The sequence below is a fragment of the Paenibacillus sabuli genome, assembly GCF_014705605.1.
Classification (GTDB): domain Bacteria; phylum Bacillota; class Bacilli; order Paenibacillales; family Paenibacillaceae; genus Paenibacillus_D; species Paenibacillus_D sabuli.
Genome location: NZ_JACXIZ010000001.1, coordinates 15,438 through 32,660, shown reverse-complemented (window position 1 = coordinate 32,660; position 17,223 = coordinate 15,438). Strand labels below are relative to the sequence as shown.

Here is a 17,223-nt window from a genome sequence, read left to right as displayed (position 1 = left end):
CAGAAGGCGAAACGACGAGGACGACTCTTGCGGACGAGGGCGTTTCGTTCCGGACAGAAGGCGAAACGACGAGGACGACTCTTGCGGACGAGCACGTTTCGTTCCGGGCAGAAGGCGAAACGACGAGGACGACTCTTGCGGACGAGCACGTTTCGTTCCGGGCAGAAGGCGAAACGACGAGGACCGCTCTTGCGGACGAGCACGTTTCGTTCCGGGCAGAAGGCGAAACGACGAGGACGACTCTTGCGGACGAGCACGTTTCGTTCCGGACAGAAGGCGAAACGACGAGAACGGCTCTTGCGGACGAGGGCGTTTCGTTCCGGACAGACTGCCTGCGCAAAAAAAACGCATCGCGAGCTTGTCTATGTCAAAGACATTGGGCACGCGATACGGAAGGATATCATTAGGAATGTTAACGTCAACAGCATTATACTGTACTGCCAGCTAAGGACCCTTCACAAAATAACCAAAGACAGCTCATCCATCAGGCGGGCAAACGGACGCATCTCAGCTAACGGTTGCCAGCGCGCTTATTTCGATCGATTTCAGGCGATTTCCAGGCTAGCGGTTGCCACAGCGCTTATTTGGCCTCAATCGCGTTTTTTCGATGGATGTCAAGAAAATAAGACCTGTGGCAACCGTTACAATTCAATCGGCGCTTTTTTGGGCGCCATAGCCGCTGTGGCAACCGTTAGGTTCGTTGGCGGATGGTGAGGGGATAAAGACGGTTTCAATCGCACCAGGTTATTCTGTAATGGACCCTAAGGACCCCCCTCCAAATTCCGTTTCATCTGTGCGGCAATGCTTCTGGCATCCTCGTGCTTGGATTGTTCAAGCTGGCGCACGACATTTTCCTGTCGGGCTCGGCTATGATTTTGGCTCAGCTTCCACTTGCCTTCCAGCTTGGCAATCTCGCACTGAAAGGCCACGATGCCTGCCGACAAGCCTTCTACAAAGGCTTGATTGGACGAATCAAGGGTGTATGCGCTGTCCGGCCCTTCATGTTGAAGCACCAGCTTCCCCAAGGAGCCCAGCACCTCCGAGGGGTCATCGATAATCGTGATTTTGCCATAGACATGGACCGACACGTAGTTCCAGGTCGGCACAGATTGATTCGTCTCATACCATGTCGGGGAGATGTAAGTGTGCGGCCCCGGGAATATAATCAGTGCCTCCTGATCCTCGATGTCGCGCCACTGTTCATTGGGTCTCGCGAAGTGACTATACATGCGGCGCTGCTCGCGGTCCAGCCAGAACGGCAAGTGCGACCCGACCGGATGCTGGGCTTGCGTGGTGATCAGGATGCCAAAGTTATGTTGTTCGATGAAGTCGAACATGACTGATTCGTCTTCCATTTGAAATGGTTTCGGGATGTACATCGTCGGTGTCCTTTCTATTAGAAGAGTCGTAGCGTGGGGATTGAACGCCCTCGTCTTTTCATGAGATTTGACCTGCTCTTTCACGATCTTCCATTATGTAGCTTTCGAGCTCTTTCCGGGTTGTTGGATGAAGGATCATCGCGTCGGATGCCATCATGCGCTCGCACAAGGTTGAATCCTTCACTTTACGTCCCCACTTTCTCGAGAAGGATCGCCAATCGCATACCATTTCGACCATGTATTTTTTCGGAATGGGCACAGCCTCTTTCGTCGTTCGATTGACGATCCAATATTCCCAGTGATGCTTGTTGTGGTTTTGATGATGAATCCACGCCTTCTTCCAGCGGAGTTCGGTTGCTTCATCCATTCGATTGGCATAGAACTTAAGGGCATAGGGAATAAATTCTTGCGGGCCAAACTTGGACAGATCATGCGTGATTCCCTGAATAATCAGCCCCGCTCTCCAACACTCAACCAGAACATTCAACTTATGATCAAGTACGTACAACAAGTAGCGCCAATATGCGATGCGCATGTTGTTCATTTTCTCCTTTCTTGATTTTTTCGGGCGTTGTATGCCTTCATCTGATGAAGGTATTTTCCACTCTTTCTGATTTTAAGAAGTAAGGCACCCAAATCGCGCAAGTAAGTAAGGACCGAATACCATCGCGAAGCGTACTCCCGTCATCCAGTTCTTTCGCAATGGGAATAAGCTGAATGAAAAGATAATCGAGTCCGCATGCAACCAGGCTTAACGTGTAAAAGAGAATCATCAGTTTTGGCACGCTGGATTTTCTGGCATAGAACTGAAAAAGAATATACGTGCAAAACCCAATAAGCACAACGTGATATACCGTTTCAAAGGCAAGCATCGGCCCCCATAAAACATGGTAGATCTCGGAATCCTTGGACGTTAACAGGTCCCATGTCTCTGATTCGAAGGAAGGCAGCAAGTAAAAAAAGAACTGGATTGCGGCCAGAACCAAGGATCCGTAGAGGCCGATTTGAACAAGAACGAGCCAACCGCCAAGCCCTGAGACGCCATACTGCGTCTCCATATTTTTTTGTTGAATGTTGGATTGCAACTCAATCACTCCATATCATATTTTTAAATCAATTGCATATTACAGGCTGTTAAAAAAAGACCGGAGAAGCACGGAATCGAATCTGGAGAAGCAAAGCGTTCGCCTTTGTCCCCGGGTTTCACCCCTAAAAGGGGTAAACAAAATCTGGGGACAACAGCGATCGGAAGATCGATCCGTGACTGTAGTCGTTTCTTTTTCAACATCCTGATATTTACGCTTATTGCGCCGATGATATTGATTATAGTCGTTAACCCTTCTAATTTTATACCAACCAATTGCGCGGCCCAATGGTATGGAACAAATCGTTGTCCCCGATCGTCTTGGCCTCCATAATTCGTCTATATGTAAAATCATTCATCGGCCGCGGCAAATCATCTAACGCAAAATACTGGCATGCCAATATTTCGGGTGAGCTTGGTTCAGGCTCTTGATTCGGATGGATGCGTGCGATGAACACAAAATGATGCATATCATTTTGGGGGTCATAATAGATCCCCGTCAACGCCCCCAATGCTACCTCCACGCCGATTTCCTCCATTACTTCACGCGTGGCAGTTTGTTGCGCGGATTCGTCCTTCTCCGATTTCCCGCCCGGCAGATCCCAATTGTTTTTTCCGTAACTATGTCGCACCAACAAAATATGCCCTTCCGCATCGAAGATCACGGCTGCCGCGCCCATCAACTTACCAGACATCCTGTCCCCTCCATTCCATTTTTCAGCCCAGTCGTTCTGCCGCAATGGCTTGCCCCGCCTGCCAAGCTCGCAAGCGTGCGCTGTTATTTCTCATGCAGAGGCAGAATTTTGTGTGTAATGAACCTGCCCGGGAGGAGCGCATCCATGGAATAAAACATCGCGATTTCTTTGATCTCGCAACTCATTTCAATGAAGCTCGAATTCAGTTCGTTCTTCATTGCTTGGAATTCCTCATATCGACCGCTCCCATACGCCAGTGTCGAATGAAAATGATAGCCATCTCCGTCAAAACCGGAATTTGGAATTTGCAGGCCTCGCGACAAGTCTTGGTTCAAACGGTTATGCAACCCGCGTAGCTCCCGGTCTTCCTGAATATCGAGCCACAGCACTTGCGTATCGGTATCGCCGCGTTTCTGATGGATTAGATCGACAGCATGGAAGGTGATCGAAAAGGAACGTATACGTGCAGCAAAGTGATCGAAGTATTGCTCAACCTCCTCCATTTGCGGGACGAAGAAGGATTGTTTTAACGAAACATGCTGTGGCAACAGGGCAGTTTCTATGCCTACTTGATGTGTACTAATCAACTGATGGACCATCTTCCTTATTCGATTATGAATGTCATGATCCAATAACAACGCAAAACATACATACATGGCCTTCTCCCTCCTCATTCGTTTATCGCGCAAATCGTTCCAACTAGGCACCCCATTCCAATCATTGTATATTCTATCCATTCCTGTTACAACCCTCAAGAAGATTACAGATGTGAAGTTGAATCGGGGAGAGGAGACGGAGAGGGACGCGGGGTCCGGGGGGAGAGGTGGGAGCACAATCAAAAATGGAATCAAGCACAAAGAGCACAAAGAATGGTGGCCATAGCCAGCACCGCATCAAATTCGAGAAGGGACGAAAGGAAGAAATCGAAGTGGGTACGCTGGCGAGGAACTTAGGAGAATTTAAATGTGGCATGACGAGTGTAACGGTGTAACGGTCACCAGCGCTCCTTAGAAGCTGATTTTGTGCATTCGCATGCGCTAGCGGACATGAGCGACGCTTAGCCGCCCGATGGAGGCCAAATTTGTACCGTTTTGGTACGCTAAGCGTCGCTGGTGTCCATTACAGATTCAACGGGGCCGATTCCGTCCGCTAAGCGTCGCTGGTGTTCATTAGCTGGCTCCAGGCTCGCCAAGACAACGCCGGGCGGCGATATTGTCCATCGCGCGGAACACTGGGAGTGAGCAAAAGAAAAGATTGCAATGCGCTCGGCTCCAGTTCATTCCGCAGTGCTGCTCCTGCCTTTAAAGCGGCCCCATGCGATAAATACCGCCAGCAGCATAAAGAGGACATTGTTACGACACGCCTACGGCGGATAGTTCGGAAGCGGCCGGGCTGGGCAAATCAAGCGAGACTGCTCGCGGCTAACGATGCCAGGCTTGTGTTTTTCTAAATTCGAATTGGGGTAATCGGGTAAGTAACCATGTCTCAATACGGAGGTTGACGGCATTCGTCCCAGCTGCCCGCTCCAGGGTAACGGATGATTTAACAATTCATATTCGGGAGGAACGTTAATGGTAAAGAAAACCTGCCTGGCCTTTGCAACAGCCCTGACAATCAGTTGGGCTATCATCGCCGCTCCGGTCAGCCACGCGGCGGACCTCTCCCTGCATGTAGACGGCCGTGTGCTCCAGACGGACGTAGCTCCGGTCATGGTGAACAACACCGTGCTCATTCCGCTGCGACATGTCGCAGGGACGATCGGTGCCGCGATCCAATGGGATGCTCCTTCACGTACCGTCACGGTTACCAGGGAGAATGTGACCGCGACCCTCATACTCGGGCAGCGTGCAGCGACCGTGACCAAAGGGGCCGACACGAGCGATGTCTTGTTGACTGAGCCGGCCAGGTTGCTGGACAACCGGGTGATGGTGCCGGTACGCTTTCTCGCTGAGACCTTCGGTGCCGGTATCAAGTGGGACAAGGCTTCCCAGAGCGTGAACATTACCCCAAGTCAGGATGAGGCAACGACCATTGTCGGCCCGCAGGGGCCAAGGGGCGAGGCCGGACCGGAAGGACCCGAAGGGCCCGCTGGGCCTCAGGGCCCTGCAGGGCCCAGGGGCTCCACCGGTCCAGCCGGACCGGAAGGTCCGAAGGGCGAGACCGGCGTGGCCGGTGCAGATGGAGCGGACGGTTCCATCGGACCTCAGGGGCCGGCCGGACCAGCGGGACCAGCGGGACCTCAGGGGCCTCCCGGTCCAATCGGCCCTGCAGGACCCCAAGGGAACGAGGGGCCGGCTGGAAGTAATGCGACAGGCACGTATGCCTACGCGGCCCGGACCTCAGGCGGGGCCATCGCCATTGTGCTGGGCGGAACGAATATTCCGCTCGGCGATCTTCAGCAATTGAGTGGATTCAGTGCTAGTGCCGACAACACGTCTTTTACAGTGTCTGAATCGGGGAGCTATTACATTTCCTACAAGGTAGAATTGCAGAGTGACTTAATGACGGGCGCTCAAGTTATTCATAATGGCGTTCCGCTTCCCGGGAGCATAATCCCCCCTTACAAGTCAAAAGACATCTACCAGACCGAATCAATCGCGAACCTATCGGCAGGAGATACACTCAGTCTTCAATTCTATGGCGTTATCGCTGCAACTAACTTGGTTAATGGCAATGGCGCCACTTTGAGCATTATCAAACTTTCTTAACCATTATGTTCTGAATCTGAACGCCGGCCTTCTTTCACTCAAATGAAAGAGGGGCCGGCGGTCAACGTACGATGCTCAGCTTCTGATGAGGATCTTTTGCAACCTAATGAACCGCTGTGGCAACCGCCCTTTTACTCGCTCAATATCCCTTGATCGACTGACTTCTTAATGAGCTGCTCGGCGTACGCCCATAATGCTTCCGAGCCATTCGAAATTTCACGATTTCGATTGACTACCTGCCCGCTGGTTATGTTGTATTTTTTCCAGGTATCCCCTTGATTCAGATGGTTATGAATAAGCGGTTGCAACCGGTCCAGCGATGCAGCGAAACAGGCTTCAGGCGTCTCCTTCTTTTCGAATTCCATCCATAATGTCATCAATTCATTTCCCTGTTCCTCCGGCAACAACCCAAACAGGCGTTTCGCCGCCTTGCTTTCCCGATCGAGCTTGTCCGCCTGCCCCTGTAGATCATAAGCAAATGTATCCCCTGCATCAATTTCTACTAGATCATGAACCAGCAACATCTTGATGACCTTGAACAAATCGACCTCATGGTTCGCATGCTTATGTAAAATGAAAGCCATCATGGCGAGATGCCACGAGTGCTCGGCGTCGTTCTCCAAGCGAGATCCACTGATGATTTTTGTCTTTCTTTCGACGTTTTTTAACTTATCAATTTCGATCAAAAAATCGATTTGTTGGTTCAACTGGTCCATTGGGCGGCCTCCAGGTTAGGATTATAGTCCATGCGTAGCATCTTCAAAATGTTTGATAGTCGGCCGGTCTATTCGAATAGGTGAAGCATCTCTTTAATCTCTCGCAAATTTTTTATGGACCGATGAGGCTTGGAAGGGGCGATCCCAAAAGCGCGATCTTCTTTCCATACCCCTTTCATTCCCGCATGAATGCTGGCGTCCACATCATGGACCGGATGGTCGCCTACGAATAGTGAAGTGTGAGGCTCAGCATCCAGACAGGCTAGCGCGTGATGAAATATCCTGATGTCCGGTTTTCTTAATCCCACCTGTTCAGAAATGACAATTGCATCAAAATAACCCTCTATGTTCAGCCCTCTGATCGTATTCATCTGGAATTGACCCATTCCATTCGTTATCATACCGAGCTTTAGTTGCATGCCCTTCAGATCGTCAAGCGTCTCGATGACGTTTGCGAAGCCGATGCAGTGATGCCGAAAGGATTGCACATAATCCTCCAGTAATGGTTCCCACTCCATGTCTAGACGAAATTCTTCGATCAGCTTTTGATAGACGATATCCTTCCAAACATATCCCCTCTGATCCAACTCGATAAATCGCTTGATAAAAAGGGGTTCGTCCATGCGTTGAAGCGCTTGAAATCGACGATATTGATCACGAATAAAGGCGTGCAGTGAGCGATTACGGTCAAGCAATGTCCCGTCTAAATCAAATAAGACGGCGTTGATCATATGCGCCGGTCCCCCTTGTGTCAACTAAAGCTGCTCATCCATTGCGCGGATAGCCCATTCCAATGACTGGATTCTCCTCTTTAAAAGCGTGCTTTGCGGACTGCCTGCTTTTGCCTTATCGTAGCTGGACTTGATGGATGGAAGTAATCCATCTAATACTTGGCGAGCCGTCGACAGTTCGGCCTGAAGGTAAGGATGCGGCTTCTGATGCCAGACGTTTTCCAGAATAGCCAAGCCAATGGATAAAGCGCTTAGTCTTTTCTCGATCAAAGTTAGGCTCACACCTTTCCGAGTCATCTGAGCACGAGCAGTTTCTAATTTGCGGATTGTAGATTGGAACGCTCTTATAGATTCTACCTTTTCGTCATCTGATACATCTTCCATATCTGGCCATCCTCTCTTAGTATGTTAACCGTTCAATTCTTCTGGAATCCCCCTTCCTTAATTATTGCGTACATTCTAACATCCTCATGCGCGCCTTTAACGAGTATATGTTTCCTGAGAATCCCTTCAAATTCCATCCCCGATTTTTCCATCACTCGGTAAGAGCCTGTATTTTCCGGATGACATCTTGCTTCGATTCTTACTACTTTCATTCGTTCAAACCCAAAAGCAATGACGCATTTTACAGCCTCGGTCATATGCCCGCGATTCCAAAAGGCTCGCGATAACGCATAGCCCAATTTTGCTTTTGCATTTTTTATATCCCAAGAGATAAAACCGGTGGTTCCGATCACTTTCCCGGTGGCTTTATCCCCCCCCAGAGCGAGATCGTTTTCTTCTCGTACTTATCCAGACGTACAGAAAAGAATCCCACGACCACCTTACTGCAACGCTTCCTGAGCAGCAACCCGCCGCTGCCCCCCAGGGCGAACTGACGCCGACGTTACAGCCGGCAAGGCTTCCCCGGCTTCCTCCATTCGGCGCAGTAACCGTTCACGCATCCGGTCTGCTGTCTCACGGTGCGATTCCAGCCCAACCAAATTCGTCAACTCATATGGGTCTGTCTCCAGATCGTACAAGCATTCTTCTTCATAGTAATCCGAACCGGCCTCACGCTCCCCATCCTGATACGGTGCGTGCACACTGTACTTCCAACGCCTACTCCTGACCGCACGCCCCGTCCGGACACCGCTGATCTGGATGAACACGTCGTCCGGCCAAGCCGTCTCTTCCCTCCGTATTAAGGGAATCAAAGAGCGTCCTTGAAAATGGTGGGGCACGGCAAGGCCTGCGGCGTCAATCAACGTCGGGGGCAAATCAATGAGACTGACGAGTTGCCGCAACTGCCCCCCGCATTCGAAACCGGGACCGCCCAACACCATGGGAATTCGGATCGAGCTCTCATGACAAGACTGTTTATACAAGTGGTTTCTCGTTTTGAAATGACAGCCGTGATCGGAGGTAAACAGTACGATCGTATTTTCCAGCAAATGCAGACTCTTTAACGCATCCAACAACCGTCCAAAATTTTCATCAATACGCTTGACCATCCCATAATAGCCACCGAGATGCTGATGAGCGCTCCCTCCTAACGCGGCTAGATCTGGCGGCACGTTGCGGGATTGATAACGCTCGCGATACCCGTCCGGTGCAACATAATCATCCAGCCTATTTTGCTGATGAGGCTCTAGCAATGACAGGAACAAGAAGAAGGCGTCCTCTTTATGTCGATCCACATAGTGAATGGCAGCATCTGTCAGCGCATCGACACGATACCCGGGCAACCTAACCTCACGGTTGTCGTTGTCCCACAACACCGCATCATAGGGCTCGGATGTCAATTCCGGCGTATTGGAAGCCAGCCAATCGCGATACCCGCCCCGCTGATCAGCAGGGACTGGATTCTCACCGGCCAAATGCCACTTGCCGATATAGCCGGTACGGTAACCCGCCTCATTAAACACGCTGGCCAACGTAGTACAATCGCTTGGCAGTGGATGTGTATTGCGATAACATCCCGTTACCGTCGGGTACAAACCCGTCTGCATACTGGACCGTGCAGGTCCGCACAGCGGCTGGCACGTAAAACCGTTGTAGACATGCGTATTCTGCATAGCAAATCGGTCCAGATTCGGCGTCAGATCAAGCGCGTTTCCGTGAAGACCCAGCGTGTCCCAGCGCTGCTGGTCGGTAAAAAAAACGATCACATTCGGCTTTTCTCTTTGCTTCGTTCCACTCGTCATGAGTTGGACTCACTCCCTCCGAACAGCCCCGGACCCAAGTCCGCTGTCGCCACTGTCACATACGGATTAAAAATCGTGTCTTCGCTCTCAAATGCGTGTGCCCACATTTTGCCGTACATCCTCTCGACCACATCTGCCATTTCCGGAAGATCAATTATGTTTCGCATTTCATGCGGATCCGCTTCCAAATCATACAGCTCATTGATATCGGTCGCATGAAACACAAATTTGTATCGGTCGGTTCGTACCATCCGACTTGTGTAGAACACCTCCACCCCATTACATTGCGCATATACACTGTCCCGCCAATCGTTTGGCGGTCCCGCGTCTTCAAGAAAGGGGCGCAAGCTTCGTCCCGCACAACGGGGCAGTTCCTTAGCTCCGGCGGCTTCTAGTAACGTCGGTGCAATGTCCATTAACGTCACAAAAGCATCACACGATCTCCCCGGGTTGCTCACGCCTCCCGGCCACCTGATGATCATCGGTACGCGATAGCCCTCTTCAAACATGCTGATGCCCTTGCAATACAAGCCGTGCGCTCCCGCATGCTCCCCATGGTCGGACAAAAACAGGATCAAGGTATCGTCCAATTGCCCGTTCTGCTCCAACGTATCCAAGACTTCGCCAAACATATCGTCCATCATCGTGCAGTAACCCCAATAATGTGCTATCGACTCCCTGACCTCATCATCGCCAAACGGTTGAAACACTTTTCGTATTTTGCGGTATACACCCGGTTTGTCCGCCAGGTCATCATGATAGTTGGGCGGAAGCGGGATGGACTTCGGCTCATACATAGAAGCATACTTTTCCGGTATGATGAAAGGATCATGCGGACCAGTGACCCCGATGTACATACACCATGGATCACAACTGGATTTCAACTGATCCAACTGCGCGATGCCCCGTTTTACCGCTTCGTAATCCCTGAGCTCTTCATACGCCATTTCCGACGCTCCATACAACTTCACATGGCCCCAGCCCGGACGCGCAAGCTCACCACGCTGACGCTCCCGCCTCTGTTCAGCCTTATACTTTTCATGATCCACTTGATAGCGTTGCCGTCGAGTTCCCATGATGGCCCCTTTCGGGGCCCCGACAAACAATTCCTTCCAACCGCGTTCCACAGGATTTTCGGTTGCTGAAACATGCCATTTACCGCTGAAATACAGATCATACCCCGCATCTTTCAGCTTTTCAGAGAACGTCTCCACCCCGTCGTTTAGCGAACGGTTCACAGCTTGATCGTTCAAGCAGTTGTTGTACATGCCATGTTGGGACGGGTAGAGCCCGGTCATCATGGATGCCCTCGCGGGGCAGCAGTGCGCCATCGGCGGATACGCCCGATTAAATCGGACTCCCTCCGCCGCTATCCGATCCAGATTGGGCAGACGACACGGATGACCCGCTTCCGTGACAGACGCTTGTTGCTGATCCGTCATAAAAATTAATACATTCGGCCTCTCTTTCCCCACCATACCGACCTCCTCCTATACGCCTCCGCTATTCTTCCAAAACAATCACTTCGTTAATGCTGTTCCATCCGTTAACCGAATTGCCATCTCCCACAATCCGAATATAACGAGCTTGTACCGGACTAAAGGAGTAGGTTTCAAATTCCAGTGTGGAACCACTGCTCTCGCCGGAATATACCGTATCCCAAGACTGAGCATCTTCCGACACTTGCAAGGTGAAATAAGAACTTCTCTGGTTGCCATTCATCCAGGCGATCCCTACTCCGTCCACCGTTTTTAATTGTCCCAGATCAAAACGAATCCATTGATTGCTTCCCAAAGCAGACCAGCGGGTTAACAAATCGCCATCGGCGGCATTGGCCGGAATATTCCCTTGATCATACTGCGCATCACTAGCCACAACATCCTCGATCTCCAAGAGGGTGCGGTCCGGCGGAATGCCGATGCCCGATTCCGTTTTGAACAATACATAATAGGCAAGCCCCGTTTCTCCCGATGAAGCCGGTTCCACCATAATTTCCGCTATACCGGGTATACTTGTCGCTTGTGTCACGGTTATCGCCGCTTCGCCGTACACACTGCCCGTAACCGTAGGCACCGTATACTCCCCTTCAGGAATGGACACCTCATAATACAAGCGATCGGGTTCAAACCCTGCCAGCGGAGCGCCTGCAACCTCGATCCCGCTTAGCGCAACAGGTTGATCTGCCGAGAAAGACCATTCGGACAAAGGCGTCGGAACGTAAGAGGTTGGCGGAGGCGGAAAGCCATCCATATAGGGCGTCAACTGAATCGTCAAGGTGACGTCTTCCGCATCTTCCAACCAAACCGACAATTTTCTCACATTCGCGAGGTTATCGTTTTCCGGATGTTGGGGAGATGAAGAAAGCGGAACCGCCTCTTCAACGGTAAAAGACGCTTCAATTGGGGAAAGGATTTCCGCTTCCACTCGCTTGTCACCCCGTTTTAGGAACGCTTTTTTACCGCTTCCATCTACTTCAATTCCCGCCGTCGTATGCATAAACCAGCCGACTTGCGAAGGGAATTTCGCCTGAATTTCATCTTGAATCAGCATGCGCCTGCGATAATCCATCAGTGCAATGCCCCTTTTGGCATCCCACACTTCCTCTCGATAAGCGGGTGTCATGTCGATCACCACATGCGACCCATATTCATTAAAATCGGAATGGGTGATCTCCGCCTGTGCATACGGATCTTGATCAGGTCCGAATCCAGGATTAATCACCAGCGTGTTGTGACCTTCCGCTCGCTTCTTATAATATTGCCAGCGTTCGGCATCGTCCTCAAAACTCCATAGCCCCGATGACCCGTAAGTTTGCATGCCATGATCAATGGCCCATCGTGTTCCTAGCGCATCAAAAACAAAACTGCCGATATCCAAATCGCCGTGACTGGATTGGTTGTCGCCGCCTTTGGATCCGATATAGAGAGCGTACGGATCCTCCCATGCGCTTCTCATCATCGCTACCGCTTCTTGTCCGTTGTAAACGGCATCCTTGGGCAGATTAACCTCATTTGGTGAAGCATAAGAACCCGGATTCGCCCATAACAGTCTTCGCACATCAGAGAGGTCGTTCTGCAGAACGAACCACCCTAACTCAGGATGCAAAAACCGATTGGCCAGCCACAACTGACCCTCAATCGACAAGCGATTGGAAGCCGTAGCATCGCTGTAATTAAAACTGGCTCCTGTGGGACCGGTCAAATTCAACGCCAGATGCCCGGTATGTTGCAACCCTGATTTGGCCGAGAATCCATAGTCCGTCCCAAGTGCCGTCCCTAATGTAGCCAGGAGATCAATCCAGTATTTGGACGCATAGGCCCAATAGGTGGGCCCTTCTTCACCGCCTCCCAAAGCATCGTACAGCGCCCAATGCATTTGGATTGATTTCAAAGCCTCTTGCAGAATGAACCCCGCTTCAGTTGCCTCTTCACCAAACGCCAGGGCCGCCATAGCCAGCGAACTGTTCACCACCGCATTTTTGTTGTTGGGATTCCGGAACCATCCTCGTTCGATTCCCGTTCCGCTTAACCCAAGGTACACGATTCGGGCCGGTTCAAACGCTTTTTCGATTACCGCCTCCCTAAGCAACTCCCTTTCCGAAACCGTCATAGCAGAATAAAACCAGTCATACGCCAGCGCGAAAGCAAACGAAAGTTCCGCTGTTCCGAGAAAGGCAGAGGGATTCCAATCGGAAAAATCGGCAGCAGCTTCCAAATCATCCCACGCTCTTTCAAAATAGGTGTCATCGCCGCTGATTTGATACATGAACCCCCAGTATTGTATCCTCTCCACCATCGGACGAGCCACGGTATTCAAGAAATTACCGCTCCCATGTTGTTGGGACGTATTGTACTGTACAATCGGTTCATTCAAGAGACGAATCGCTTCCCGTTCGACATCAGCATACCAGGTCGAAAAAGGATCTCCCTCCAATATCTGATTGCGAATAAACGCAAAATCCGAACTCGTTGCGAACAGACGTGGATGCGAATAATCGGGATGCTGCAATTCCAACGCGTCCATTAACGAAGCCGCATCCGGTCCTGAATAAATCGTCACTGTGGCATTAGAGCATGCTTCCTCGAGATCACAGAGTTCCACCTTAAATTGATCTTGGCCTATGTGAGCACCAGCCTGATAGGACCAGTTTCCATCTGCATGAAAGACAAGAGTCCCGTGATCCGGCTCTTCGTATACGGAGAAAATCACTTCATCTTGCTCCAAATCGTGGGCATGCGATTGACCATAAATCGTTTCAAACACGGTTACGGTATACGCTTCGTCGGCCATGCTGGGCGGGTCGTTAACAGGCAGGATGGGAGTGGCGATGAGAAAGCTGCCCATCCCTCCCTCTTCATCCTCAACCAGGACTCGGAAAGCGTCTTCGCCGAAATAATCACGATCCGGGAAATAAATCCAATTTCCATCTGGATAGACGTGAGCTTTACCCCGCTTGGGACCGCTTAACATCCTATACGTGTATGTGTTCGCCTCCCCGTCCCCGGTGGGTAGGGCGGATTGGACATACTGATCCTCGTAAACGTTCTCCGTCACCGTCGAGAGAGTGAGGGGGTAGGCTGCTCCGACCACAACCACACTCTCAGCTTCCACTATTCCTTCCGAAGAGACTGCTCGAATGACGGCTCCGCCTGGCCCCGTACCGGTGACCACCCCTTCGTTTACAGTCGCCACATCAGGATGGGAAGAAGACCAGGTTAAATCGGAATCGGTCGCATCAACGGGGGTTCGTACCACTTCCAATGCAACGGAATCTTCTTCATCGAGATACAAATAAGCCGGACTCAACTCGATATGATCCAACGGTACGTATTCTTTCCAAACCACATCATCAATCCAGAAGGTGCCCCTCCATCGGAAGTACGGTTGGATCTGTACACGCACCGCTTCATCAGGCATTGTTACAATTTCCTCTACATAGGTCCAATCCGCATTCCCCGTAACCGCCATATCCGGCCTTTCCTGCGCATCCCAAAGCCGGGTTCCGTTCCCGTCAAATACCGTCAGTCTGGCGGTGACAGCACCATTCGCAGCCAGCGGCTCGCCCTTCACCCACATCCCAAAGCGATAATGACTTCCCCCGCTCACCTGAATGTTCTGAATCACACCCGCCGTCCCTCCATTCAACTCCACTTGCAAGGACGATTGTCCAGACCGATACACCTCTTCCGTTACAGTGAAGTTTGCGTTCTGCCCCCAGGTGTTCCAATTGGCTGTGCCCTGTTCAAAACTTGGATTTTTCACCAGTTCACCTGATTCAGCTTGAACTTCTTCAAACCAAAAACCAGGTGTATAGAGCGTCGCCAGCAAGACCCCTATCATCCATACCGCAATGTTTTTTTGAAACGCTTTCATTTCTTCGTACCTCCCTCATGTTTGATATGAAAGATGGATTTGTACTTCCCGGGCGTGATGCCTTCGTATTTCTTAAACGTTCGAATAAACGAATTACTATTGACAAAGCCGATTTTTTCTGCCGTTTCTGCAATGGTTAAACCTTCATTTTCCATACATTTTTTCCCTTCTTTAATGCGGGTTAGATGGATAAAATCTACCATCCCTTCACCCGACTGTTCCTTGAAAAACCTGGAGAGATAAGCCGGATTCATATCGAAATGCTCTGCGATGGAAGAAATGGATAAATTAGAATCGGAGTAATGAGTCAGAATGAACTGTTCCACCTCATCTTTTAGCTGCACATTCCGGCTTTGCTTTTTGGCATCAATATGCGTACAAACAAACTCTAGCAATTCGAGCATTTTCTCTTCCATTTGCTGCATCGTCTCGCTTTGCATCAATCCCGAGATCATCTGTGCATCATCAAAAGGCAAATTCGATCGGCCCTGTTCAAGATCTAATTCGTCCAACGTCTTAATCATTGTCCCGACCATATCAAACATCAAACATTTGGCCATGGATACAGACAAATTCACCTCTTCCCGGCTTTGTTTGAATAAAGTGCTTAGTACTTGACGGGCTTCGTCAATTTCTCCGGACTTGATTGTATTGATAAAGCGCTGTTCTACTTGAATCGAATACATGTACTTCTTAGGTTCTCCCCCGTGATTTCTCGTGTTCTCCTGCCTGTGAATTCGATTGGAACCGATTACAATTCGATATTCCATCGTTTCCACCGCTTCTTGATAAGCTGCAGCTATACCTGAAATTTTTTCGTGAACCCGACTGATAGCCCCCGTGAAGTGAATGAAGAATTTTTCCGCAATAAATCGGTGTGCCTCCTCGGCAATGGCTTGCAGGTCGTCCGGATCCAACTCGCCCGTTTTACTGTTAACCAGACAGGCCAGCATGTCATCAACTTCCACCATCACGCCGATGTAGTGGACACCGACTAATTCTTCAATGATGTTGGTCAGGATATGACGAACAAAGAATAAACGCTCTGTCTCATCTCCTTTGAGATCTTCCCGAAACAAACCATGATAATCTTCAATATAAATCAGAAGCACGGCAAATCGATCCGTAGGAAAATGGACGTCATACGAAGCCAATGTATCCTCCACAGGCAAATCCGATTCCAGTTGTCCTTTCAAAACCCGTGCCAGAAAGTTGGATCGCAAGGCACTTTTCTGATTTTCCAAACGATGGCGTATGTCTTGAAACTGCTCCAGCGTGGCGGATAAATTCTCTCGGATAAAATGAAATTCATTATCTGCTTCTCCCGTTATAGGTTCGCCTTTATTTCGAAGCAAGTTGACAATTTCACGAACGGGGCGAACATTTCGCCTAGCAAAGTACCATGCCATCCAAATACCCAGAATGAAACAAACCAGCAGGCCTCCGATGGTTAGATTGCGAACATACGCGGCTTTTTCCATAAATAACTCATACGGCAAGACCGAAATATACTTCCAGTCGGTATGTTCAGAGGTGATGTATGACAGCACAACTCGTGTTCCATCCATTTCCTTGATCAACGTATCTTGTTCTTGGAGCAAATCTTCATAAAGTACATCATAGCGAAATGGAGCGGATCCGGACGAAGATATGGTTTCATTACTACTGTTTAAAATATACGTATTCCCGCGTTCCGTCCAACGAGTACCCTCCAATAGCTCCTGTAACTTATCATGGTTTACTAGAATGACCAGGTTCCCGGCAGGAGAACGATCGGAATTCATCGGCAGCGATTGGATGTAAACCGTTTTGCCGTTCTCCTGCCTGACAAATTCCCCAGAGTGCGATTCGTTCAAACGCGCGAACCACTCGTCATACCCCATGTCTTTTGAAAAATCGTGCATTTGGTGAAAAAGCGGCGCTTTGGCATACACATGATTCGATATGACGTAATTCCCGCTTAACACATAGACATAAAAAGCGTCCACCGAATCGCTTAGCGCCGCGTAAAGCGTGAAATCTTGAATCAGTTGAACCAACTTATACCGTTGTGAATCGGGAATATCGGCATATCGATTCAAGAAGTCGGGCAACTTAGCGTTAAATGCGATTTCCAAACTTATCCTGTAAATATTGCGAACATAATTATCCATTTCCTGTTGAACTTGGGTGAGTAATGCTTTGTTCGCACGGTTAATTTCCCGTGAAATGGTTTCCTCGGTTCTCAGATAGATCAAGATCCCGGTAAGGACCGGAATCAGCAAAACGATAAGATAGGACGTGAGCGCAGTAAAAAACAATCCTTTGTGAAAGGGCGGTTTTTTTTGATTTCCCATAACCCCGGCCACCGA

Annotated in this window: 14 protein-coding genes; 1 reads left to right on the top strand and 13 read right to left on the bottom strand. The window is 50.0% G+C overall.

Annotated elements, in window-relative coordinates; all coding sequences use genetic code 11:
* Nucleotides 1-761: 761 nt before the first annotated feature.
* The 5 genes from IDH44_RS00150 to IDH44_RS00130 form a co-directional block, all read right to left on the bottom strand.
* Nucleotides 762-1,379, bottom strand: coding sequence for an FMN-binding negative transcriptional regulator (locus IDH44_RS00150; protein ID WP_190913536.1), 618 nt, complete (start codon nt 1,377-1,379; stop codon nt 762-764).
* A gap of 58 nt (nt 1,380-1,437) precedes the next feature.
* Nucleotides 1,438-1,923 (bottom strand): DUF5662 family protein, encoded by a 486-nt coding sequence (locus tag IDH44_RS00145; RefSeq protein WP_223869230.1) that lies wholly within the window; start codon nt 1,921-1,923, stop codon nt 1,438-1,440.
* Between the two features lie 37 nt (nt 1,924-1,960).
* Nucleotides 1,961-2,464 carry a DUF2569 domain-containing protein gene (locus IDH44_RS00140; protein WP_190913534.1) on the bottom strand — a complete coding sequence of 168 codons (504 nt, stop codon included), beginning with the start codon at nt 2,462-2,464 and terminating at the stop codon, nt 1,961-1,963.
* A gap of 262 nt (nt 2,465-2,726) precedes the next feature.
* Nucleotides 2,727-3,158 carry an NUDIX domain-containing protein gene (locus IDH44_RS00135; RefSeq protein WP_190913532.1) on the bottom strand — a complete coding sequence of 144 codons (432 nt, stop codon included), beginning with the start codon at nt 3,156-3,158 and terminating at the stop codon, nt 2,727-2,729.
* An 83-nt stretch (nt 3,159-3,241) separates the two neighbouring features.
* The gene (locus IDH44_RS00130; protein ID WP_190913530.1) at nt 3,242-3,814 is read right to left on the bottom strand and encodes a 2'-5' RNA ligase family protein; all 573 of its coding nucleotides are present in this window, start codon (nt 3,812-3,814) and stop codon (nt 3,242-3,244) included.
* A gap of 915 nt (nt 3,815-4,729) precedes the next feature.
* Between IDH44_RS00130 and IDH44_RS26920 the strand changes: the two genes are divergently transcribed.
* A complete protein-coding gene (locus IDH44_RS26920; protein WP_190913528.1) occupies nt 4,730-5,866 on the top strand; it encodes a BclA C-terminal domain-containing protein in 1,137 nt (378 codons plus the stop codon).
* 131 nt (nt 5,867-5,997) lie between these two features.
* Here the strand turns inward: IDH44_RS26920 and IDH44_RS00120 are convergent, their stop codons facing one another.
* From IDH44_RS00120 to IDH44_RS00085, 8 genes are all read right to left on the bottom strand, one after another.
* Nucleotides 5,998-6,582 carry an HD domain-containing protein gene (locus IDH44_RS00120; protein WP_190913526.1) on the bottom strand — a complete coding sequence of 195 codons (585 nt, stop codon included), beginning with the start codon at nt 6,580-6,582 and terminating at the stop codon, nt 5,998-6,000.
* 68 nt (nt 6,583-6,650) lie between these two features.
* Nucleotides 6,651-7,313 (bottom strand): HAD family hydrolase, encoded by a 663-nt coding sequence (locus IDH44_RS00115; RefSeq protein WP_190913524.1) that lies wholly within the window; start codon nt 7,311-7,313, stop codon nt 6,651-6,653.
* 24 nt (nt 7,314-7,337) lie between these two features.
* A complete protein-coding gene (locus tag IDH44_RS00110) occupies nt 7,338-7,697 on the bottom strand; it encodes a hypothetical protein (protein WP_190913522.1) in 360 nt (119 codons plus the stop codon).
* A gap of 32 nt (nt 7,698-7,729) precedes the next feature.
* A complete protein-coding gene (locus IDH44_RS00105) occupies nt 7,730-8,077 on the bottom strand; it encodes a GNAT family N-acetyltransferase (protein ID WP_223869231.1) in 348 nt (115 codons plus the stop codon).
* Between the two features lie 60 nt (nt 8,078-8,137).
* Entirely contained in the window at nt 8,138-9,499 is a 1,362-nt protein-coding gene (locus IDH44_RS00100) for a sulfatase-like hydrolase/transferase (protein WP_190913518.1), read from the bottom strand.
* Nucleotides 9,496-10,977 (bottom strand): sulfatase-like hydrolase/transferase, encoded by a 1,482-nt coding sequence (locus tag IDH44_RS00095; protein WP_190913516.1) that lies wholly within the window; start codon nt 10,975-10,977, stop codon nt 9,496-9,498. Before IDH44_RS00095 ends, IDH44_RS00100 begins: the two co-directional genes overlap by 4 nt.
* 25 nt (nt 10,978-11,002) lie before the next feature.
* Complete coding sequence (locus tag IDH44_RS00090) at nt 11,003-14,872, bottom strand: discoidin domain-containing protein (protein ID WP_190913513.1); 3,870 nt, start codon at nt 14,870-14,872, stop codon at nt 11,003-11,005.
* Entirely contained in the window at nt 14,869-17,208 is a 2,340-nt protein-coding gene (locus IDH44_RS00085; protein ID WP_190913511.1) for a cache domain-containing protein, read from the bottom strand. Before IDH44_RS00085 ends, IDH44_RS00090 begins: the two co-directional genes overlap by 4 nt.
* Between the last annotated feature and the right edge of the window lie 15 nt (nt 17,209-17,223).